This is a genomic window from Pedobacter sp. AC190, assembly GCF_979258025.1.
The window spans coordinates 206,266-227,018 of record NZ_OZ409824.1 but is presented as its reverse complement, the minus strand read 5'-3'; the positions used below and the strand labels follow the sequence as shown (position 1 = coordinate 227,018).

At 34.5% G+C, this 20,753-nt stretch carries 20 protein-coding genes; 17 read left to right on the top strand and 3 right to left on the bottom strand.

The window, feature by feature from the left end:
* Position 1 precedes the first annotated feature (1 nt).
* The 15 genes from ACZZZI_RS01080 to ACZZZI_RS01010 all read left to right on the top strand — a co-directional run bounded on the left by ACZZZI_RS01080 (position 2) and on the right by ACZZZI_RS01010 (position 15,799).
* Positions 2 to 1,267 carry an O-antigen ligase family protein gene (locus tag ACZZZI_RS01080; protein ID WP_316761552.1) on the top strand — a complete coding sequence of 422 codons (1,266 nt, stop codon included), beginning with the start codon at positions 2 to 4 and terminating at the stop codon, positions 1,265 to 1,267.
* A 114-nt stretch (positions 1,268 to 1,381) separates the two neighbouring features.
* Complete coding sequence (locus ACZZZI_RS01075; protein WP_463488368.1) at positions 1,382 to 1,999, top strand: acyltransferase; 618 nt, start codon at positions 1,382 to 1,384, stop codon at positions 1,997 to 1,999.
* Between the two features lie 11 nt (positions 2,000 to 2,010).
* A complete protein-coding gene (locus tag ACZZZI_RS01070; RefSeq protein WP_463488367.1) occupies positions 2,011 to 2,790 on the top strand; it encodes a glycosyltransferase family 2 protein in 780 nt (259 codons plus the stop codon).
* A gap of 2 nt (positions 2,791 to 2,792) precedes the next feature.
* Positions 2,793 to 3,983 (top strand): glycosyltransferase, encoded by a 1,191-nt coding sequence (locus tag ACZZZI_RS01065; RefSeq protein ID WP_463488366.1) that lies wholly within the window; start codon positions 2,793 to 2,795, stop codon positions 3,981 to 3,983.
* Between the two features lie 12 nt (positions 3,984 to 3,995).
* Entirely contained in the window at positions 3,996 to 5,177 is a 1,182-nt protein-coding gene (locus ACZZZI_RS01060; protein ID WP_463488365.1) for a glycosyltransferase, read from the top strand.
* Between the two features lie 55 nt (positions 5,178 to 5,232).
* Complete coding sequence (locus ACZZZI_RS01055; RefSeq protein WP_424059653.1) at positions 5,233 to 6,042, top strand: glycosyltransferase family 2 protein; 810 nt, start codon at positions 5,233 to 5,235, stop codon at positions 6,040 to 6,042.
* A 37-nt stretch (positions 6,043 to 6,079) separates the two neighbouring features.
* Complete coding sequence (locus ACZZZI_RS01050) at positions 6,080 to 6,655, top strand: gluconate 2-dehydrogenase subunit 3 family protein (protein ID WP_316761564.1); 576 nt, start codon at positions 6,080 to 6,082, stop codon at positions 6,653 to 6,655.
* 3 nt (positions 6,656 to 6,658) lie between these two features.
* On the top strand, positions 6,659 to 8,347 hold the full coding sequence (locus tag ACZZZI_RS01045; protein WP_463488364.1) for a GMC oxidoreductase: 1,689 nt from the start codon (positions 6,659 to 6,661) through the stop codon (positions 8,345 to 8,347).
* A gap of 47 nt (positions 8,348 to 8,394) precedes the next feature.
* Entirely contained in the window at positions 8,395 to 9,747 is a 1,353-nt protein-coding gene (locus ACZZZI_RS01040) for a lipopolysaccharide biosynthesis protein (protein WP_463488363.1), read from the top strand.
* Positions 9,748 to 9,773: 26 nt separating this feature from the next.
* Entirely contained in the window at positions 9,774 to 10,616 is an 843-nt protein-coding gene (locus ACZZZI_RS01035; protein ID WP_463488362.1) for a sialate O-acetylesterase, read from the top strand.
* Positions 10,617 to 10,762: 146 nt separating this feature from the next.
* Positions 10,763 to 11,656: a glycosyltransferase family 8 protein gene (locus tag ACZZZI_RS01030; RefSeq protein WP_424059646.1), complete on the top strand. Its 894-nt coding sequence runs from the start codon at positions 10,763 to 10,765 to the stop codon at positions 11,654 to 11,656.
* 129 nt (positions 11,657 to 11,785) lie between these two features.
* A complete protein-coding gene (gene argS, locus ACZZZI_RS01025) occupies positions 11,786 to 13,558 on the top strand; it encodes an arginine--tRNA ligase (RefSeq protein ID WP_463488361.1) in 1,773 nt (590 codons plus the stop codon).
* 73 nt (positions 13,559 to 13,631) lie between these two features.
* The gene (locus tag ACZZZI_RS01020; RefSeq protein ID WP_463488360.1) at positions 13,632 to 14,396 is read left to right on the top strand and encodes a sulfite exporter TauE/SafE family protein; all 765 of its coding nucleotides are present in this window, start codon (positions 13,632 to 13,634) and stop codon (positions 14,394 to 14,396) included.
* 491 nt (positions 14,397 to 14,887) lie between these two features.
* Complete coding sequence (locus ACZZZI_RS01015) at positions 14,888 to 15,274, top strand: GreA/GreB family elongation factor (protein ID WP_316761581.1); 387 nt, start codon at positions 14,888 to 14,890, stop codon at positions 15,272 to 15,274.
* A gap of 132 nt (positions 15,275 to 15,406) precedes the next feature.
* Complete coding sequence (locus ACZZZI_RS01010) at positions 15,407 to 15,799, top strand: GreA/GreB family elongation factor (RefSeq protein WP_463488359.1); 393 nt, start codon at positions 15,407 to 15,409, stop codon at positions 15,797 to 15,799.
* A 78-nt stretch (positions 15,800 to 15,877) separates the two neighbouring features.
* Here the strand turns inward: ACZZZI_RS01010 and ACZZZI_RS01005 are convergent, their stop codons facing one another.
* Positions 15,878 to 17,005 carry an AI-2E family transporter gene (locus ACZZZI_RS01005; protein ID WP_463488358.1) on the bottom strand — a complete coding sequence of 376 codons (1,128 nt, stop codon included), beginning with the start codon at positions 17,003 to 17,005 and terminating at the stop codon, positions 15,878 to 15,880.
* Between the two features lie 252 nt (positions 17,006 to 17,257).
* Here ACZZZI_RS01005 and mnmE point away from each other — a divergent pair, with 252 nt between their 5' ends.
* Both mnmE and ACZZZI_RS00995 read left to right on the top strand, forming a co-directional pair.
* Positions 17,258 to 18,616, top strand: coding sequence for a tRNA uridine-5-carboxymethylaminomethyl(34) synthesis GTPase MnmE (mnmE, locus tag ACZZZI_RS01000; RefSeq protein ID WP_316761589.1), 1,359 nt, complete (start codon positions 17,258 to 17,260; stop codon positions 18,614 to 18,616).
* A gap of 255 nt (positions 18,617 to 18,871) precedes the next feature.
* On the top strand, positions 18,872 to 19,663 hold the full coding sequence (locus tag ACZZZI_RS00995; protein WP_344769285.1) for a hypothetical protein: 792 nt from the start codon (positions 18,872 to 18,874) through the stop codon (positions 19,661 to 19,663).
* A gap of 280 nt (positions 19,664 to 19,943) precedes the next feature.
* On the opposite strand, the gene ACZZZI_RS00990 is transcribed toward ACZZZI_RS00995, so the two are convergent.
* Together ACZZZI_RS00990 and ACZZZI_RS00985 are read right to left on the bottom strand one after the other, a co-directional pair.
* Positions 19,944 to 20,360 (bottom strand): endonuclease/exonuclease/phosphatase family protein, encoded by a 417-nt coding sequence (locus ACZZZI_RS00990; protein WP_463488357.1) that lies wholly within the window; start codon positions 20,358 to 20,360, stop codon positions 19,944 to 19,946.
* A complete protein-coding gene (locus ACZZZI_RS00985; protein WP_463488356.1) occupies positions 20,284 to 20,703 on the bottom strand; it encodes an endonuclease/exonuclease/phosphatase family protein in 420 nt (139 codons plus the stop codon). Before ACZZZI_RS00985 ends, ACZZZI_RS00990 begins: the two co-directional genes overlap by 77 nt.
* Positions 20,704 to 20,753 lie beyond the last annotated feature (50 nt).

Below are 20,753 nucleotides of genomic sequence, written 5' to 3'. Positions count from 1 at the left end.
TATGAGAAGTACCCTATTATTTACGCTTATTTTTTATTGCTTTACCTTTATTGTGCTTGGTAGGGAAATCGGTAGTTTTCCTTTTGGTATATTTATCGAGGTTTTTATTTTCTTATTAACTGTAGGTGTTATAGTAAAAACGCCGAGAGAAGATTGGAGTAACATAAATAATAGTTTTGTTTTTCTAATGCTTTTTTGGTTTGGAATAAGCGTTTTAGAAGTTGTTAATCCTGGTTCGAATTCTTTAGCGTGGGTAGCAGAAATTAGAACAACTGCGTTTTATCCTTTATTTTTAGTGATACTAGGTTTTCTAATATTTAAAACCAACAAATCGCTCGATATATTTCTAATTCTAGTAATTGGTGTTTCTACTTTAGGCTCACTTAACGGTATGAAGCAGCTTTTTATAGGCTTATCGCCGGGTGAAACTGCCTTTGTTACTGCCAATGCAAGTACCCATTTACTTTGGGGCCGGTTAAGGGTTTTTTCTTTTTACACAGGAGCTGGCCAATTCGGGGCATCGCAGGCGCATATCGGATTAATGGCATTAATTTTAGCTTTAGGTCCGATTAAAACCAAATGGAAGAAAATTCTATTATTTATCTGCGCTGGCTTAAATCTTTACGGGATGCTTATTTCTGGTACAAGGGGTGCGCTATTTGCCTTAGTAGCAGGTGTATTTTTAGCTATATTTCTAAGTAAAAATTATAAGGTAGTAATACTAGGTGGTTTCGTTGCGGTTTTTGCGCTTGGTATTTTAAAGTTTACACACATTGGTGATGGAAATTATCAGATATATAGGTTAAGAACAGCATTAAACCCAGAAGATCCTTCCTTAAACGTGAGGTTTATAACCCAACGAAATTTAAAAGAATACATGGCTTCCAGGCCATTTGGTGGTGGCTTAGGGGTAATTGGTTACAATGGTGTTAATTATAATTCTGATAAATACCTATCAACAGTACAACCAGATAGTTATTTTGTTAAATTATGGGCAATGTATGGCGTTGTGGGCTTAACCATTTGGTTATCGATAATGATGTTTATATTAGGTAAGTGTTGTGCTATTGTGTGGAGACTGGAGGATCCGCAGTTGAAAGCAAAAATCATTGCCTTAACCGCAGGTTATGCTGGCGTATTAATTTGTAGTTATGGTAACGAGATTATAAATAATATGCCTACATCAATTGTAATCTACATTTCATGGGTGTTTATTTTTATAAGCCCAAGATTGGAGAAATTAGAAAAAAGTACATTATTAGATTAAAAAAATATGCCATTTGAAATATTTGCATTACCTGCAATTATCTGTTTTATTCTTGGAATAGTAAACGGATTAAATAAGGAAAACGACTAATTTTATCGTTAAGAGTATTATTTTATGTCTATAATTTCGAAAATTAAATCAAACCCCAGGTTAAAGCAAATGGCTTTGTCTATGCTGATTCCAAAGAATGATCATAAACCAAGGTTGTGGGTTCGGATTTTTCTTAATCCTTTTAAGCATAAAAGAGGTAGAAAATCGATTGTTAGGTGGAAAACCAGGATGGATGTTTTTCCCTTTAATAACTTTCAGTTGGGTGCAAAGTCGATAATCGAAGATTTTTCTACCATTAATAATGGTGTAGGCGATGTAATAATTGGTTCTAATACAATTATTGGACTAGGCAACGTAATTATTGGTCCTGTTTCAATTGGGAATAATGTAATGTTTGCACAAAACATTGTTGTATCAGGTCTAAATCATGGATATGAAGATGTAAATATACCGCCAGCATTTCAAAAAGTAAATGTTAAGCAAATTACAATTGCTGACGATGTATGGATTGGCGCAAACAGTGTAATTACGGCTGGTGTAACCATCGGAAAGCACAGCGTAATTGGTGGGGGAAGCGTTGTTACTAAAGATGTGCCACCGTACTGTATTGCTGTTGGTAATCCCGCCAAAATCGTTAAAAAATACAATACAGAAACTTTGACCTGGGATAAGGTTTTATAAGAAGTAAAATTATGACGGAAAAGGTAACTCACTTTGATAAAGTAACTTTATTGATTACGCACTATAACAGAAGCCAGTCTTTAGAAAGGTTGCTAGCTTCGTTTGATAGTTACAATTGCACTTTTAACGAAATTTTAGTTTCTGATGATGGTAGTAAACCAGAACATGTTGAGTATATAGAGAATCTCAAAAATAAATATGATTTTACCTTGCTTAAAGCGCCCAAAAATAAGGGATTAGGCAATAATCTAAATAAAGGGCAGGATGCAGTAAAAAGTCCTTATACACTTTATGTTCAGGAAGATTTTGTTCCGCTACCTGGTTTCGAAAAACCATTAAAAGATGGTTTGGAGATTTTAGAACAAGATCAAACAGCAGATTACGTAAGGTTCTATTCGTATTTTAAACATCCTGAAACAAGAGCATTTAAAAATGGATTTTCGGAGATGATATTTAATCCATGGTCGCCCGATACCAATAAGTTTCATTTATATAGCGATCATCCGCATATCAGACGAAGCTCGTTTTTGCAAAAATTTGGCAGATATAATGAAACTAAGCATTCAGATAAAATAGAATTTGATATGATGATTTCCTTTTTACGGAAAAAAGGAAAAGGTTATTTATATGATAATTTTAAATCGGTTTTCGATCAGGTAAATAGTTCGGAAGAACCGAGTACCGTGAAGCGAGATTTTTGGAGAAATAGCGATAGTGCTTTAGTTAAGGTTATGAGATACTTTTACAGGCAGTATATTTTTAATTATAGTTATTTTTTGAAAAAGTATTAAGTATGAACAATGATATTATTATAATTGGTCAGCAGCCTTGGGACACAGAAATTGGAAGTAATTGTAAAAACATTGCACTCGAACTTAGTAAAACAAACCGTGTTTTATATATCAATTCGCCTTTAGATCGCATTACCTTAATAAAGAACAAAAAAGATCCCAAAATTCAGAAGCGGATTAATGTGATCAATAATAAGGAGGAAGGGCTTATAAAAATTAAGGATAACCTTTGGAATTATTATCCTGATTGTATCGTTGAATCAATAAATTGGATAAATTCTACTTCTATTTTTAGGTTATTAAATAAAAGAAATAACAAAAAGCTTTCAAAATCAATTAAGAAAGCAATTGAAAAGCTCCAATTTAAAAACATTATATTATTTAATGATAATGAGATGTTTAAAGCTTTTTATCTTCAGGATTATCTACAGCCAGATTTAAGCGTTTACTATTCCAGAGATTACATGGTAGGGGTAAATTACTGGAAAAAACATGGTGAAATCCTCGAACCTGAGTTAATCGCCAAAAGCAATTTTTGCTTTGCGAATTCTGAATATCTGGCAGCTTATTGTCGTAAATACAATTCAAAATCATTTAATGTTGGGCAGGGTTGTGATATAGAATCATTCAAAAATGTAAGTGCAGAATTACCAGAAGTACTGAAGAATATTAAATCGAAAATTATTGGATATGTAGGCGCTTTGAGTACTTCTCGCTTAAACATCGAGATCATTCAGCACATTGCAAACCAATATCCAGATTATAACGTAGTTCTTGTTGGACCAGAAGATGATTCGTTTATGGATAGTGAACTGCATAACATCAAAAATGTAATATTTATTGGTCAGCGAGAAGTAGATGAATTGCCTTCATTTATTAACGCGTTTGATATTTGTATAAATCCTCAAACTGTAAATGCTATTACAAGAGGAAATTACCCAAGAAAAATCGATGAATATTTAGCCTTAGGTAAACCTGTAATAGCAACAAGGACAGAAACTATGGAGGTTTTTAAAGATTTTGTTTACTTGGCAGATACAAAAGAGGATTATGTTAAACTTATAGAAAAAGCTTTTAATGAGCATAATAGTGAACTTGAACTTGGACGGAAAGAGTTTGCTTTTAGTCATACCTGGGAAAATAGCGTAAAAGCAATGACAGTTGAAATAGATAAATTGATTAGTAAGAAATAAGATTATAAAAATATGTACGTGTTATTGATTTTATTTCATCTCTTAGAAGCGGTAGTAATTATTAATTTAATTTTTCCCGTATTTCTATGCATTATTCAACTTTTCGCTTCGAAGAAGAATTATAATCAGATAAGTAATTCTTCAGTTGAACCAGATTATGCAATTATTGTTACAGCTTATCAACAGGTCACATTAATTCCAGAGGTTGTAAAGTCTATATTGAATATTAACTATACCAATTACATAATTTATATAGTTGCAGATAACTGCGATATTTCAAGTTTGGTATTCGATGATAATAAAGTTGTAGTTCTTAGGCCAAAGGAAGTTTTAGCAAGTAATGTGAAATCTCATTTTTACGCTATTAATAATTTCAAGCGTCCTCATGAAAGATTAACCATTATTGATAGCGATAATTTAGTTGATGCAAATTACTTATTGGAAATGAATAAGGTTTTTGCTTTGGGCTACCAAGCCGTACAAGGTGTTAGGGCAGCTAAAAACTTAAATACCAATTATGCCTGTTTAGATGCTGCAAACGATATTTATTACCGATATGTAGATAAGAAATTATTAACAGATGCTGGTTCATCTTCCTCTTTATCTGGATCGGGTATGGCTTTTACAACAAATATTTATGTAGAATGCCTGAAGAATATTGATAGCAATGGAGCTGGTTTTGATAAAATACTTCAATATGAACTTGTTATCAGAAAACTCAAAATTGCTTTTGCTGATAAGGCAATTGTTTTGGATGAAAAGACATCTAAATCTGATCAACTTGTAAAACAAAGGGCTAGATGGATCAATACTTGGTTTAAGTTCTTCAAATTAGGCTTAAGGATGACATTTAGTGGTATAATAAACTTTAACTGGAATCAGTTTCTGTTTGGGATAATGCTTTGTCGCCCGCCATTATTTATTTTACTATTTCTTACAATATTCTGTTTTGCAGTTAATGTTTTCGTTATACCCGAAATGGCCGTGCTGTTTGCTATATTAGCGGTTTGTTTTGTAGTTGTTTTCATGAAGTCGCTTTCTTATTTTAAGGCAGATCAGAAGATATATAAATCATTAATGGATATCCCAAAGTTTATATATTTTCAGGTATTGGCTTTACTGAAAGCAAAGTCTGCCAACAAGATATCTGTAGCAACAGAGCATTACGTAGAAGAAAAAACAATAAATAATTAGTTGGAAAGAAGTATTTAAATTCTAATAAAATTCATCCCAAAAAATACAAAAAAGAATGAGGCCTATTCAAATTCCTGCATCAATAAATAAGTATATAAAAAGCCATTTAACAAAAGATGAAATGTGCAAAATGGCTGCAGATAGTTATAAAAATTTGTATAAAGGAGAACCAGAGATTAGTGTTGTAATGCCTGCATATAACGAAACAGAAAGCATTGTACCCGCTTTAGCTTCTTTATGCGCTAATAAAACAAATAGAAAAGTAGAAATTGTAGTTTCTAATAATAATTCGAAAGACGATACCGAAGCATTAGCAAAAGCTTGCGGTGTTGAAGTTGTTAGTGAGAGCCGACAAGGTATAGCCTTTGCCAGAAATGCAGGGATGGCCGCTGCGAAGGGCAAATATATTTTAAATGCTGATGCGGATACGATTTATCCTGAAGATTGGATTGAGTTAATGGTAAAACCATTGATCGAAGATGAAGGTGTTGCGATAACTTATGGCCGTTTTTCTTTAATTCCAATTGGCTCTACAGGTAGAGTAACCTATTTTTTTTACGAGCATATTGCCCAGCTCTCTAGATGGTATAATAAAAAAGTAAAAGATGAGGCTGTAAATGTTTACGGATTTAATTCTGCCTTTAGAAAAGAACATGGTTTACAGGTAGAAGGATTTAATCATCCTCCAGGCACTATTGAAGATGGTTGGCTTGCATTAAAATTAAGAAATAAAGGTTTTGGTAAGCTTTTTTACGTAAATAATATTAAAGCATTAGTTTGGACAACCGACAGAAGAATTCAAATTGATGGAGGCCTTTGGAAAGGAACCTTGAAAAGAGTTAAAAGAGTTTTAAATATTGGATAAATAGAGATTTCTTAAATTACTAAATTAATATTTTCTAATGAACAGAAGAACAACCTTAAAAAGTATATTAGCTTTAAGTGCAGCGGGTATATCTTCGTTTTCAGCTTATAAATGGATATCTTTAAATAAGGAAGTCAATGTTAATGAACTCTTATCTTACCAATCGTTAATTGCAGAACTGGCAGAAACAATTATTCCTGCAACTGATACTCCTGGAGCTAAAGAAGCTGGTGTAAGTGGCTATATCATTAATGTTTTAACAAATTGCACAGGAAAAAGAGAACAAAATAAGTTTGTAAGCGGTCTTCATGATTTGGAAGCATACACAATTGATTCATTTGACAAATCATTTATGAAGTGTAATGCGGTTGAAAGAAATATTGTACTAAAGCATTTTGAGGAAAAGGGAATATATTCGTTACAAATTCTTAACAAAATAAATAATAAATTTTTGGGTCAAACATTCTTCTCTAAGCTAAAAAGTTTAACAGTTGAAGGTTATTGTTTATCAGAATTAGGCGCCACTAAAGGATTGGCCTATGATTATGTCCCTCAAACATTCGAAGCTTGTATTCCATTAAAAAACAACCAAAAATCTTGGGCAACGAAATAATATATGCAAAGTAATAATATTGATAATCAGCACACTTATGATGCAATAGTTATTGGCTCTGGTATTAGTGGAGGTTGGGCAGCAATGGAGTTGTGTAAAAAAGGACTCAAAACCTTGCTTCTTGAAAGAGGCAGAAACGTAGAGCATATAAAAGATTATCCAACAGCCAATTTAAATCCATGGGATTTTAAAAATGGCTATAAGAACACCAATATAGATGCTGAAAGGGACCCGATTCAAAGTGGGGCTTATTCTCCAGCAACCAAACATTTTTTTGTTAGTGATAAAGATCAACCTTATATTCAAGAAAAGCCATTTAATTGGTTTAGAGGTTATCAGGTTGGCGGACGCTCTTTAATATGGGGAAGGCAATGTTATCGTTTTAGCGATTTAGATTTCGAAGCTAATAAGAAAGATGGCAATGGTGTAGATTGGCCTATTCGATATAAGGATCTTGAATCCTGGTATGATTACGTTGAAACTTTCATAGGCGTAAGTGGCCAAAATGAAAAGCTTGCTCAATTGCCTGATGGTAAATTTTTACCTCCCATGGAACTTAACTGCATTGAGCAATATTTAAGAAAGTCAATAAACGAAAACGACAAAAGAACTTTAACAATTGCTCGTGTTGCCAACTTAACTAGAGGATGGGATAACAGAGGCCCTTGTCAAAATCGTAATTTATGTTCAAGGGGCTGTCCGTTTGGAGGCTATTTTAGTAGCAACAGTTCAACTATTCCTGCCGCTAAAAAAACAGGAAATTTAACTTTAAGACCATTTTCTATTGTTTCTGAGATTATCTATGATGAACAAACACAAAAAGGCAAGGGGGTTAAAGTTATTGATGCAAACACAAATGAAAATATCGAATTTTATTCTAAAATAATCTTTATAAATGCGTCTACAATAGCTACAAGTTTGCTATTACTTAATTCAAAATCTAAGCGTTTTCCAAATGGTTTTGGTAATGATAGTGGACAGGTTGGTCATAATTTAATGGATCATCATTCTTCTGCTGGTGCTTATGGCGTTTACGATGGACTTAAAGATCAATATTATAAGGGGCGAAGGCCATGTGGGTTTTTAATTCCAAGATATAGAAATTTAGATAAAGATGAGGGCTTAAGTTTTACTAGAGGATATCACATTAATGGACATGGCGAAAGGAAGGAGTGGATGGATAGGATGGGAGAGCCTGGCTTTGGTAAAAACTTTAAAAATGCACTTACAACACCTGGCCCGTGGACAATTTGGATGGCGGGATGGGGAGAGTGCTTACCTTATTATGAAAACAAGATATCTTTAGATGAAACCCAGAAAGATAAATGGGGCATGCCTTTGGTTAAAATCGATTTTTCATTTAAAGAAAACGAAAAGAAGATGATGGATGATATAAAGGAAACTTGTGAAAAAATGCTTTTGGATTCGGGGTTCTCCTATGTACATGCATTTAATTATTCTACACCTGGCGGCACAACAGTCCATGAAATGGGAACTGCAAGAATGGGATTAGATCCAAAAACGTCAGTTTTGAATGGATTTAATCAAATGCATGCGGTAAAAAATGTTTTTATAACTGATGGAAGCTGTATGACTTCTTCTGCTTGTCAGAATCCTTCTTTAACGTATATGGCCCTAACTGCAAGAGCCTGCGATTATGCTTATAGTCAGTTGATGGCGGGTAACCTATAGATTTAGAAACAAAATACTTAAAAATTAGATCACAAAATAAACTTTCAATGCTAAAATACCTCGATAAAATAATTGCAATATTTAAAAACGTGCATTTTCAATCTCTATTCGGAAATGGCGTTATGGCAATTATTGGATTAGTTAGTTTAGCAATTTTATACAGATCCCTTTCCTTACCCGAAGTTGGCGTTTATATTTTTGTTTTAACTATAAATGGTTTGATGGACACTTTACGAGGCGGCTTTTTAACCATTACGTTCATTAAATTTTATTCGGGAACAGAAGGGGAGAGAGCTGAAAAAGTTGCTGGCTCAGCTTGGATGTTGGGTTTAGCGATAACAGCCATGGCAGTGATTATTAATATACCAACTTATTTTGTAGCCAATTTTTTTACCGATAAAGGCACAGTTATTTCTTTGAAATACTTTTCTATAATACCTGTTGTTACATTACCATCATTTATGGCCAATTGTGTTGTTCAATCTTACAAAAGGTTCGACAGGCTGTTGATTTTAAGAGTCTTAAATCAAGGTACTTTTGCTTTAGTAATTTTTATCCTTGCAATTTTGCATAAAGTAACATTAAACACTGTTTTATTGACGTTTGTGGGGGCAAATCTTTTATCAAGCGCCTGTGTTTTAATTTTTAAATGGACGAAAATACTTTCTGTTAGATTTGCAGACAGGAAAACCACAATCGAACTTTTTCATTTTGGTAAGTATGCCATGGGAACCAACATAAGTAGCAGCTTATTTGGGCTAACTAGTACATTTATTGTTAACTTCTTAATCGGACCAGCTGCGTTGGCAACCTGTAACTTAAGCGCCAAGTTTTTACAAATTATCGAAATTCCGTTATTAAGTTTTGCGGCTAGCGGCATGCCAATATTATCTGCCCAATATAATAATGGCGAAAAATCTGAATTGATGTATACCTTAAAAAAGCTTGTTGGTATGCTGAGTGTTGCCTTAGTGCCGATTGCTGTATTCGTGCTTATTTTTGCCGAACCTTTAATCCACATAATGGGGGGTAAAGAATATGTTTCTACAGAAGCTCCTAATTTATTGCGAATAATGATTGTATGTTCACTTCTCTGGCCAGCAGATCGTTTTTTTGCACTAGCTTTAGATGTAATTCATTTGCCAAAAATTAATTTTTATAAAATCTGGGTAATGTTAATTGTTAATAGTATTGCCATTGCAATCGGTTTAGTAATATATAAGTCTGTTTACTCCATAACTGTAGCAATGGTGTTTCCAACAATTGTTGCAATAGTTATGGCATATAAACCGTTAAATAATTTCTCTAATTTTAAATTCTGGAGTATTTATGTAATTGGTTATAAAGAGTCTTTACTGTTTGTAAAGGATTTTACTAAATCTCTTTTCAACAAGGCTTAAAATTATTACTATAAAGATTAATATTTATGAAAAAGAAAATAAAATATCTAACTATAATAGTTGGTTGTATTTTGTTAGGTATTTTGGCTGATCGTAATAAAGAATATTTAATTAATGCTCAGTTTATTAGAACCTATTTACATTTTCGAAAAGAAATACCTAATCAGCAGGAGATTATAAAATCGGATAAGGTAATAATATTTTTGGCTTTTGGCCAATCAAATGCTGGTAATTACGGTAACGGGAGTTATGTTTCTAAAAACGAAGTATATAACTACTATAAAGGAAAACTTTATCACGCAAAAGAACCATTGTTAGGGCCAGACGGCGGCGGAAGTAGCGTTTGGACCCGAGTTGGCGATATGCTAATAGATAGCGGGCTTTACAAAAAGGTAATTATAGTTCCATGTGCCGTTGGTGGCACATCTGTTAAATGCTGGTCGGAAGGAGAGTGTAAAGAAAAACTTCTTTCAACATTAGAATATCTCCAAAAAGACAATATAAAATTAACTCATATATTTTGGGATCAGGGCGAAACGGATAATGTAGATAATACCACAACTGCCGAATATAAAATGAGGTTAAAATCTGTTATAAAAATGATAAGGGATCGGAAATTTAATGCACCCTTTTTTATCTCTATTTCAAGCTACTTTCCATATAATAACAATAATTTAAACGGTATCGATAAAGATATTACTAACGCACAAAATGAACTTATTAGCGAAGGACCTAATATAAAAAGAGGCCCAAATACAGACTCATTAAACCTGGCTTATTATCGGGCCGATGCGGTTCACTTTACAGAGAAAGGTTTAGATCAACTGGCTCTTAAGTGGTTTGAAAGTATAAAAAAGAACCAAAATTGATATAATTTCAGGTTTTCTGCGTAGTATGAAATTATTTGTACTATTTTTATTTGATCTTATTTTTTTAATACAAGATTATTATCTCCCTACTATTCTTTACAAGTGCTTTCATTAATATGGAGATATATTAAATTACTTTTTTAAAAATGAAAAAAAACAATATCTCTATTGTCGTAGCAAGTGATAATCATTATGCAATATTAATCGGGGCTTTAGTTAAGTCTATAGAACTTAATCATTCTACTGAAGAACATATTGATTTTTACATAATTGATGATGGAATTTCGAGCCAAAACAAGCGCAAAATAGAAGAGTCTGTTAATCCTGATAAGTTAACGGTAAAATGGTTCGAAAAAAAGACGATTATACCCGAAGGTGTTAGCATTCCTGTTGATAAATCAGCATTTCCATTAACTACTTATTTAAGGCTTTTTGCTCCGTATGCATTACCTGCTGATGTAGAGCGAATGATTTATCTGGATGTTGATACAGTTGTATTAAAAGACATTTCTATTCTTTGGAATACAGAACTAAATGGAAATACCATTGGCGCTGTGATAGATGTAGGCAAAACAGTAGATTGTGCCTGGGGAGGAATTCCTAATTATAAAGATTTTGGGCTAACGGCCGATACAAAGTATTTTAATGCAGGTATAATGCTTATCGATGTTATTAAGTGGAGAGAACAAGATATATCAACAAAAGTAATCGATACGCTTAGAACTTATGCTGAACACGTTGTATTAGTTGATCAGTATGGTCTTAACGTTGTATTTGCAAACAAATGGGAAGAATTAAATCCAAAATGGAATTGGTTTGCAACATTTTACGATGAAGATCCTTACATAATTCATTATCTGGATATCAAACCAACTTTCAAAACCTACAGGTCTCAAGAGAAATTTAAAACCATCTTTTTTGAATACTTAAACCAAACCAAATGGGCTGGATTTAAACCTGTAAGTGGAAAATACCGAGTATTCAGAAAAGTATCCAATAAAATTAAGAAGCAAATCATGAACTTCTTTCAAAAGGATTAATTATCAGATATCCATTCCATTTTTAATGTTTAAACTTTAGTGCTTATAAGCTTAAAGTTTAAACATTCTTTTTGGCTGGCTTTTGGCTTTGCCCTTTCAGCTTTGCGCTATAATCGCTATTTTTGAACCATGAATTTTATTATTACCGCAACACTTAAGGCTGTTAAAGAACTTTATAACGAAGAACTAGCCGAAAGTGTAATCAATATACAAGAAACCCGTAAAGAATTTGAAGGCCAGGTAACCATAGTTGTTTTCCCAATAACCAAAGTTTCTAAAAAATCGCCAGAGCAAACCGCTAATGAAATTGGCGAATATTTAGTTGCCAATGTGGATGATGTTACTAAGTTCAACGTAGTAAAAGGCTTTTTAAACCTAAGCATTGCCGAACGTTATTTCCTTAAACAATTTAATGAGGAAATTATGGATGAAAACTTCGGTAGCAACAAACCGAACGGAAAAAAGGTGATGGTAGAATATTCTTCGCCAAATACAAATAAACCACTTCACTTAGGGCACGTACGTAATAACTTGTTGGGCTATTCTGTAGCTGAATTGCTTAAAGCTTATGGTTATGAGGTTTTTAAAGTAAATCTGGTAAACGACAGAGGTATTCATATTTGTAAATCGATGCTGGCCTGGCAAAAATGGGGTAATGGCGAAACGCCAGAAAGCGCTGGCTTAAAGGGCGATCATTTGGTTGGGAAATACTATGTAATTTTCGATAAGGAATATAAAAAAGAAATTGAAGCTTTAAAAGCTGAAGGACAAACTGAAGACGAAGCAAAGAAAAATGCGCCTTTAATTAAAGAAGCACAACAGATGCTGTTGGCTTGGGAGCAAGGCGATGAAGCAGTTGTTTCGCTGTGGAAAACCATGAACGAATGGGTTTATGCAGGTTTTAATATTACTTACAAAAATCTGGGTGTTGATTTTGATAAATTTTACTACGAAAGCAATACTTATCTTTTAGGAAAAGACACTGTTGATGAAGGTCTAGAGAAAGGCGTTTTCTTTAAGAAAGAGGATGGCTCAGTTTGGATAGATTTAACTGCTGATGGCCTGGATCAAAAACTGGTTTTACGTGCCGATGGAACTTCTGTTTATATTACGCAGGATTTGGGAACCGCTAAAATGAAGTTCGATGATTTTGGAATGGATGAGTCGATTTATGTGGTTGGTAATGAACAGGATTATCACTTTAAAGTTCTGTTTTTAATTCTGGAAAAACTGGGTAAGAGCTGGGCAAAAGGACTATATCACTTATCCTACGGAATGGTAGATTTACCTAATGGTAAAATGAAAAGTCGCGAAGGTACAGTGGTAGATGCGGATGAGTTAATTGCAGATATGATTGCTACGGCTCAGGAAAAAACAGAAGAGCTTGGTAAAATAAACGATTTTTCTGCGGATTATAAAGAAGAGCTTTACAAAAACATTGGTTTAGGAGCTTTAAAATATTTCCTTTTAAAGGTAGAACCGAAAAAACGTTTGCTTTTCGATCCAAACGAAAGTATCGATTTTCAAGGCAATACAGGCCCTTTTATCCAATACACACATGCCAGGATTAAATCATTATTAAGCAAAGCTGATTATCAGTTTTCAATTAATACGCCAACATTTTCTGGAATTGCAGATGTAGAACTTGAAATGATAATGCAACTGGCAAAATACCCAACTGAAATTGAAACTGCTGCGAAGGCACACAGTCCTGCAAGTTTAGCCAATTATTTGTACGAGCTTGCAAAGCTGTTTAATAAGTTTTATCACGAAATTCCGCCGATTGTTAAAACAGAAGCAGGCGATGCTAAACAATTCCGCTTAAACCTAAGTAAAAAAACAGCCGATTTAATAAATAAAGGGATGCTGATTTTAGGGATTACTTCGCCAGAAAGAATGTAGTTTGATGAGGAAAGATTACAGATGGAAAATGGATTAGGGAAAATATGAATTTTAATCTTGCCTGCCCTAATCAATGATTAATGAACTGATTCTACTCTGCTTGGCAGCTTTTGCTGCTGGGTTTATAGATGCAATAGTAGGTGGCGGTGGTTTATTGCAAACTCCAGCCACCTTGTTAATTTTGCCACATTATCCTGTAGCAACTTTATTGGGTACTACTAAAATTCCATCAATAGCTGGAACAACGTTGGCGGCCATTAAATATTCTAAAAAAGTAAAATTTAATTTTAAAGTTCTTGTTGGTTGTGCTAGCACTGCTTTTTTGGCAGCACTTTCAGGCGCCTTTTTGGTTAGTAGGATTGATAATTCTGTAATTAAACCAATTATTTTAGTTGTACTTATTCTGGTTGCACTTTATACTTACTTCAATAAACAATTTGGCATTCATCAAGAGAAAAATCATTCCGCTAAAAAACAAGTATTAATGGCGGCTGTATTTGGGTTACTGATTGGTTTTTACGATGGATTAATTGGCCCTGGAACTGGCTCATTCTTAATTTTAGTTTTTATTGCCATTTTAGGTTTCGATTTTATAGGTGCAAGCGCTCATGCTAAAATTGTAAATATTGCCACCAACCTGGCCGCAATATTATATTTCAGCTCTACTGGAAATATTCTTTTCCAATATGCTATTCCCATGGCTATTTTTAATGTGTGCGGTGCTTACTTAGGCACAAAGCTAGCTTTGTTAAAAGGGAATAAATTTGTTCGTATTTTCTTCCTTATTGTTGTTTTCGGAACGATTTTAAGATTCGCTTACGACATACTATTTAGATAGATTTGTTTGTGATTGGGTAGGCTAACCTGAAATTTGCAATCCCTGTTTATAAAGGTTATCTTTGGTTCGATTTGAATACTTGCTACAAAAATATCGAACTACACAATCAAAGTATGCGCAATAATACCCGTATTATTTTGTCGTGTGCGTGTATAACGAAATCGATATTCTGTTTTTTTAGCAGGCTATTTTATATTCCTTCCTTTAAGGATTTTGATACCATAACCCCGGCCTTTTAAAAAAGAATTAAATTCAGGTTTCGGGGATTTCCTTATCAGTTTCATTTATTTTATTAAATCTGTTTATGCTTTGGCTTACGTTAAGGTATTGCTGCTTACAATTTTATTTTATCGATTTTTTAGATTCATAAATTACCTTTTAAACAGGTAGTTGTGTGGTGAAATTTTGATTATCAGTATTGATTTGGTTTAGAATGTAATGGATGAGCGAAACACACTTCCAGCTAAATAATGCACCTAAATAATTTAAATATGAATTTGAACGAAAGCAACCCGGTTATCATTACCGAAAGTGATTATAACCTTTTAAAACCATTCTTCAGTAAACTTAAAAAAACTACAGATGAGATGTCTCTTTCTGCTGAGTTGAGTAGAGCTCTCATTATTAAAGACGATGCTTTTCCAGCGCATGCCATTAGGTTAAACTCTAAAGTTTATATCGCTGAGGAGACAACAGGCGAAGTGATGGAGCTTACCATTGTATTGCCCCAATATGCAGATATTAAACAGAAAAAGATCTCGATCTTAACACCTATTGCAGCCGCTTTAATAGGTTTTAGAAAGGGAGAATTAGTAAAGTGGAAAGTTCCTGCAGGCTTGAAACAGTTTAAAATAACAGAAGTAATTGCACCTCAATAATTAAGCATAATGAAAAATTATATCATTAAAATTATAATTGATTTTAGTAATTCTGCCCCGAAGTTCTATAGCTTTCGGGGCGATCAGAAATATCTATAGGAAATTATTATTGATTAATCTTATATATTTTTTATGAATAACCATCATTCTGCAGCAAAGCAAATCACCCTTACAACGGGTATGTTCGATATTTTAAAAGAACAAATTAGAAAAAGAAAAGTAAGCCCTAAAAACGAATCACAGCTCTTGATCGAACTTAAAAATGCCAAACAGGTACACAGGAAAGATTTACCACCAAATATAGTTGATGTTTATAAGGAAGTTATTGTTAGGGAAATTAACTCTGGCGATTCTTTTACTTATCTTTTTGTGCCGCCAAATCTGGCTCGTCAGAAACATGGAACGATTTCTATCTTATCCGAAATTGGGCTTGCATTACTTGGGCATAGCGTAGATTCGATAATAGAATGGGAAACGCCATCGGGTGAAAAGGCCTATAGAATTGAATCGGTACATGATCTGTAAATTAAAACAAAAAACACATTTGGGCTAACCAGATGTGTTTTTTGTTTAAAAATATACGGGCAGTATCGAGTAAAATAATTATAGTTTTTTTTGAATTCCTGGTTTAACTTCTACCACTTTCTTTCTTCTAAAGGCAGGGAAAGTCATCGGACTTTTCTCAGGTCTTTCATCGCCTAACAATACGCCCCATTGTTTAAACGATTCTGTGCGGTCGAAGATGATTTTTAGTACTGCAACAATCGGCAGGGCGAGAAACATGCCAGATACCCCAGCAATACTGCCGCCTATAAATACCCCGAGTATGGCAAACAGTGCATTGATTTTTACCTTAGAGCCAACAATTCTTGGCATCAGAATGTTATTATCTAAAAACTGAACAAATGCAATTACGCCTAAAACTGTAATTACGGGCCATAGTTCTTGAGATGATGTTAGAGTAAGCAACACGCCAATCAAATTTCCAATTAACGCACCCACATAAGGGATTAAGTTTAATATGGCGAAGATTACACCAATTAATAAGGCATGTTTAATTCCGATAATCATTAAAATGCCCCCTAAAAGTATGGTCATATAGGTAATCTGAATTAATAGACCAATCAGGTAACTTTTAATAATAGATTCTGTTTCATATATGGCTTCTTTTACTTTAGGATGGTCGTCGGTTTTGAACCACATAAAAATGAAACGTAATAAAATATCTTTATAAAAAAGCATTAAGTAAATGTAAATGGGCAGTAAACCAATAAACACAAATATGCCGCTCAGCGTTACGGCTGCACCACCAGCCAGTGAGGTACCCATATTCATCAAATCGTCGCTTTTATCCTGAATAAAGGCTTTCTGTTGTTTATCATCGTAATGGGTAATTCTACTAATCCAATCGCTTAACGAGTTAATGTGTTGAGTAACATTCGATTTTATTTGAGGGAAATCTTTCACCAAAATGCCGATTTGGTTTGAAAAAAACCAAACAATTAAGGCTACAAAAAGGGCTACTAATAAAATTGGCAGTATAATGGCTAAAGTTTCAGGAAATTTCTTTCTTTTCAGGAAACGATATACAGGCAAAAGCATAATGCTGATGAAAAATGCCATTAGCATTGGCATAATAATATCTCTTGCGATGACCATAACCGCTACAACTGCCATAAGGCCGAGTAATTCGATGGATCTTCTAACGGTTAAAGGAAAATTATTAGTCATATAGATGTTTTTCGGTTTTCAGGTTTTAAACATGATTCATTCTAAAATGTTTTAAGTTAAGTATAAATGTACAAAAGATTTTAGGTGGGTGGTTTAAATATCAATTCAGCTACCTGTTTAAATAATTGCTGAATTGGTTTATATATTAATTTTACCGTGCAGATCATTCAAATCGTAAAAGACTAAAAAATTACTTCCGATACACTGATATACCCGTTTAATAGACTTATTTTTGCATTTTCTTTAACGAATATGAATAATCAGGATACTATTATTGCTTTGTCTACTCCTCCAGGTTCGGGTGCTATTGGCGTTATTCGCCTTTCAGGGCCAGATGCCATTACTTTAACCAATGCTGTTTTTAGTGGTAAGGATTTAGAAAAGCAGGCTTCGCACACTTTACATTTTGGTTTGATCAAGGATGGTGAACAGATTGTTGACGAAGTGGTAACGGGTTTATATGTTGCGCCAAAATCGTACACTAAAGAAAATGTAGTGGAAATTTCCTGTCACGGTTCTAATTATATTATTCAACAGATTATTAACCTTCTGATTGACAGGGGCGCCCGTGCAGCTAAACCTGGCGAATTTACCTTACGTGCTTTTTTAAACGGGGCTTTCGATTTAAGTCAGGCAGAAGCTGTAGCCGATTTAATTGCCTCTAATTCTAAAGCTTCTCACGATGTAGCGATGCAGCAAATGCGTGGTGGTTTCGCAACAGAGCTTAAAGCCCTGCGTGAGCAATTGATTCATTTTGCTTCCATGATAGAGCTTGAACTGGATTTTGCTGAGGAAGACGTAGAATTTGCCAATCGTGAGCAATTGCGTAATCTGGTTACTAAAATTAACCATGTTTTACATCGCCTCATTTCCTCTTTCGAAATGGGAAATGTAATTAAAAATGGTGTACCTATTGTGATTGCAGGAAAGCCAAATGTAGGAAAATCGACTTTGCTTAATGCCTTGTTGAATGAAGAAAGGGCTATTGTTTCTGATATTGCTGGTACAACCCGCGATACAATTGAAGATGAATTAAATATTGGCGGTATTGTTTTCCGTTTTATCGATACCGCTGGTATTCGCGATACTGCTGATATTATTGAAGCTTTAGGCGTAGAACGTACGCTGGAGAAAATGAAGCAGGCCAAGCTAATTATATACATGGCAGATGCTGCCCAGGATGTGGCTGAAATTGAAGAACAAGTGCGTGGATTGGAGCAATTGGCCATTCCGTATTTAATTTTGATTAATAAGGCTGATTTAATTGAAACAGCGCAACGAAAAGCTTTTGAAGCCCTTAATGTAGTTTTTATTTCTGCCAAGGAAAAATCGGGAATAGAGGAACTAAAAGAAACTTTGCTGGAGCAGGTTAATCTGCACCACATTAATACAAGCGAAACCCTGGTTACCAATATTCGCCATGTTGAAGCTTTAAAACAAACTGAAAATGCCTTACAGCGTGTGTTGGATAACGTAGATAACCCAGTAACTTCAGATTTTCTGGCGATGGATATCAAGCAAGCCTTACATTATTTAGGAGAAATTACCGGAACGGTTACTACTGATGATTTATTAGAAAATATATTTACCAAGTTTTGTATCGGCAAGTAGTTTGGTGGTCCACAGTTACAAAATGACAGTTAACAGTTTCGCAGTAAATGTAATCTAGCAGTTGACAAATACAGCTTTGCAGTTGCTCTGCACGCGAGCAGTTCGCATTTTAAGGTTGGAAGTTTTCTGCATGATATGTAATATCGTCTTGAGCTATTCTTCTATTACTTAAAGCTGCGGATTCTTAGATAACCAGCCTGCATTTTTGCGCTTTGGTTATAAATTCATTACCTTAATTGCTATACTTATTCAATCATGAACAGTCAGAAAAAAATTCTTTCTATTGCCAACGGAATAGCTTTGGTATTAACCATTGCTGTAAACTACTTGTCGAATGCCGGCCTACTCAATGGTAATACAATGAAAACAATTTCTGACAGGTATTTTAATTATTTTACGCCCGCAGGCTATGCCTTTTCTATTTGGGGAATTATTTACCTCGGGTTATTGGGTTTTGTTTTTTATACCTGGAACAACGGTAAAAAAGATCTATCCGCATCCACTGTTCTCTCGAGAATCGGCTGGTGGTTCGTTTTATCATGTCTGGCGAATTCGCTTTGGGTTGGCGCCTGGTTGTATGACTATATTGGCCTCTCCGTAGTTGTGATGGGTTTTCTTCTTTTTTGTCTGGTTAAGATTATAATCAATACCAGGATGGAACTGGACGCCCATCCTTTAAAGGAATATCTATTTGTGTACTGGCCGTTTGCGTTATATTCAGGATGGATTACGGTCGCCCTGATTGCAAATATTTCTGCTTATCTTACTAAAATAAGCTGGCAGGGGTGGGGTATTTCGGCCCACACATGGGCGATCATCTTGATCTGTGTAGCTGGATTGGTGAATATTATTATGGTATATGTCCGAAATCTTCGGGAATTTGCAGCAGTGGGGATTTGGGCATTGTTCGCGATTTCTATCTCCAATAACGGTCATCCTGATGGAAAGAATATTGTGTATGCTTGTTATGCCTCAATTTTTATAATTGCCTTCTTTATCATTCATAATGGACTGAAAAGCCGCAAACGCTCTATTGATAATATGTGATCGGTGCTGTACGCATATGTAACTTATTTTTTATTCTAATGCGTCATCTTTGCACTAGCATAGTCACAACCATTCTTGCATGAACCTTCATGCGACAGTGTCATTTTATTATTCTTTGTAATCACCCTATACGTTTCGGTGAGATTATTATTGTTACCGATATAGTTGACAATATTTGTGCTTGAAAAACTGTAGTTTAGGTTATTGTTCCTCTACCATTAGTAGAACATACTGTTTTGCGTACTCGAGTTCATTAACTGTATCATTTTTAATGACAAACTTAAACTGCATTAAGTTTCTCCTCGGCGGTCTCAACCTCTTCAGCTGTAGGCACCAAATGCTCATTGAACTTTTCAGCCTGCGGTGCAAATTCAAGATTGACACCCATAGGAAAATGGTCCGAGCCGCATCTTTCAAGCCGCTTTATGGATTTTAGTGAGAAATTGGAAGAGCAGAAGATATGGTCTAAGGGAAAACGCAGAAAAAAGTACTTGGCATTAAAGCTGTTAAAAAACCCTCTTCCTCTACGCGGATCCAGTAATCCGCTGATTTTTCCAAACAGTTCTGTTGTATAGCTCCATGCCACATCATTAAGGTCACCCATCACGATTACTGGCAATTTACTTTCTTTCGCCATTGTCGCTGCCAAAAGGATCTCTTTGTCCCTTTCTGTTGAACGGGGATTTTCCTGAGGCACAGGAGGTTTTGGGATGAAGACAGAACAGTTTGACACGCTGTCCGCTTGCCAGGCTTACCTCGGCTATAATTGAAGGTATATCAGGTTCAACTAAATAGTGTATTTTTCCCTCGACTGGAAATTTTGAATACATAAGCATTCCGTAGGTGTTTTCCAGGGGTTCAAGAATCTGATAAGGGTAAGTTGCTGATAAACTATCCATCTCTTTCTGCCACCATAGATTGGTCTCGACCATCAAAACCAGATCGGGCTGGTATCTTTTGATTAGTTTATGGTAGTCTTTGGATTTTTTATTCTCCTGATAAACATTTGCAATGAGTATATTGATGTTATTGTCGTTCACAGGGTTTTTTGAAGAGATCAGCTGCTTTTTTCCGAAAACTGTATAAGGAA

Excerpts from the sequence above, each read along its gene's own strand:
- ACZZZI_RS01080 (WP_316761552.1), top strand. The coding sequence starts at position 2 with ATGAGAAGTACCCTATTATTTACGCTTATTTTTTATTGCTTTACCTTT.
- ACZZZI_RS01075 (WP_463488368.1), top strand. The coding sequence starts at position 1,382 with ATGTCTATAATTTCGAAAATTAAATCAAACCCCAGGTTAAAGCAAATG.
- ACZZZI_RS01070 (WP_463488367.1), top strand. The coding sequence starts at position 2,011 with ATGACGGAAAAGGTAACTCACTTTGATAAAGTAACTTTATTGATTACG.
- ACZZZI_RS01065 (WP_463488366.1), top strand. The coding sequence starts at position 2,793 with ATGAACAATGATATTATTATAATTGGTCAGCAGCCTTGGGACACAGAA.
- ACZZZI_RS01060 (WP_463488365.1), top strand. The coding sequence starts at position 3,996 with ATGTACGTGTTATTGATTTTATTTCATCTCTTAGAAGCGGTAGTAATT.
- ACZZZI_RS01055 (WP_424059653.1), top strand. The coding sequence starts at position 5,233 with ATGAGGCCTATTCAAATTCCTGCATCAATAAATAAGTATATAAAAAGC.
- ACZZZI_RS01050 (WP_316761564.1), top strand. The coding sequence starts at position 6,080 with ATGAACAGAAGAACAACCTTAAAAAGTATATTAGCTTTAAGTGCAGCG.
- ACZZZI_RS01045 (WP_463488364.1), top strand. The coding sequence starts at position 6,659 with ATGCAAAGTAATAATATTGATAATCAGCACACTTATGATGCAATAGTT.
- ACZZZI_RS01040 (WP_463488363.1), top strand. The coding sequence starts at position 8,395 with ATGCTAAAATACCTCGATAAAATAATTGCAATATTTAAAAACGTGCAT.
- ACZZZI_RS01035 (WP_463488362.1), top strand. The coding sequence starts at position 9,774 with ATGAAAAAGAAAATAAAATATCTAACTATAATAGTTGGTTGTATTTTG.
- ACZZZI_RS01030 (WP_424059646.1), top strand. The coding sequence starts at position 10,763 with ATGAAAAAAAACAATATCTCTATTGTCGTAGCAAGTGATAATCATTAT.
- argS (WP_463488361.1), top strand. The coding sequence starts at position 11,786 with ATGAATTTTATTATTACCGCAACACTTAAGGCTGTTAAAGAACTTTAT.
- ACZZZI_RS01020 (WP_463488360.1), top strand. The coding sequence starts at position 13,632 with ATGATTAATGAACTGATTCTACTCTGCTTGGCAGCTTTTGCTGCTGGG.
- ACZZZI_RS01015 (WP_316761581.1), top strand. The coding sequence starts at position 14,888 with ATGAATTTGAACGAAAGCAACCCGGTTATCATTACCGAAAGTGATTAT.
- ACZZZI_RS01010 (WP_463488359.1), top strand. The coding sequence starts at position 15,407 with ATGAATAACCATCATTCTGCAGCAAAGCAAATCACCCTTACAACGGGT.
- ACZZZI_RS01005 (WP_463488358.1), bottom strand. The coding sequence starts at position 17,005 with ATGACTAATAATTTTCCTTTAACCGTTAGAAGATCCATCGAATTACTC.
- mnmE (WP_316761589.1), top strand. The coding sequence starts at position 17,258 with ATGAATAATCAGGATACTATTATTGCTTTGTCTACTCCTCCAGGTTCG.
- ACZZZI_RS00995 (WP_344769285.1), top strand. The coding sequence starts at position 18,872 with ATGAACAGTCAGAAAAAAATTCTTTCTATTGCCAACGGAATAGCTTTG.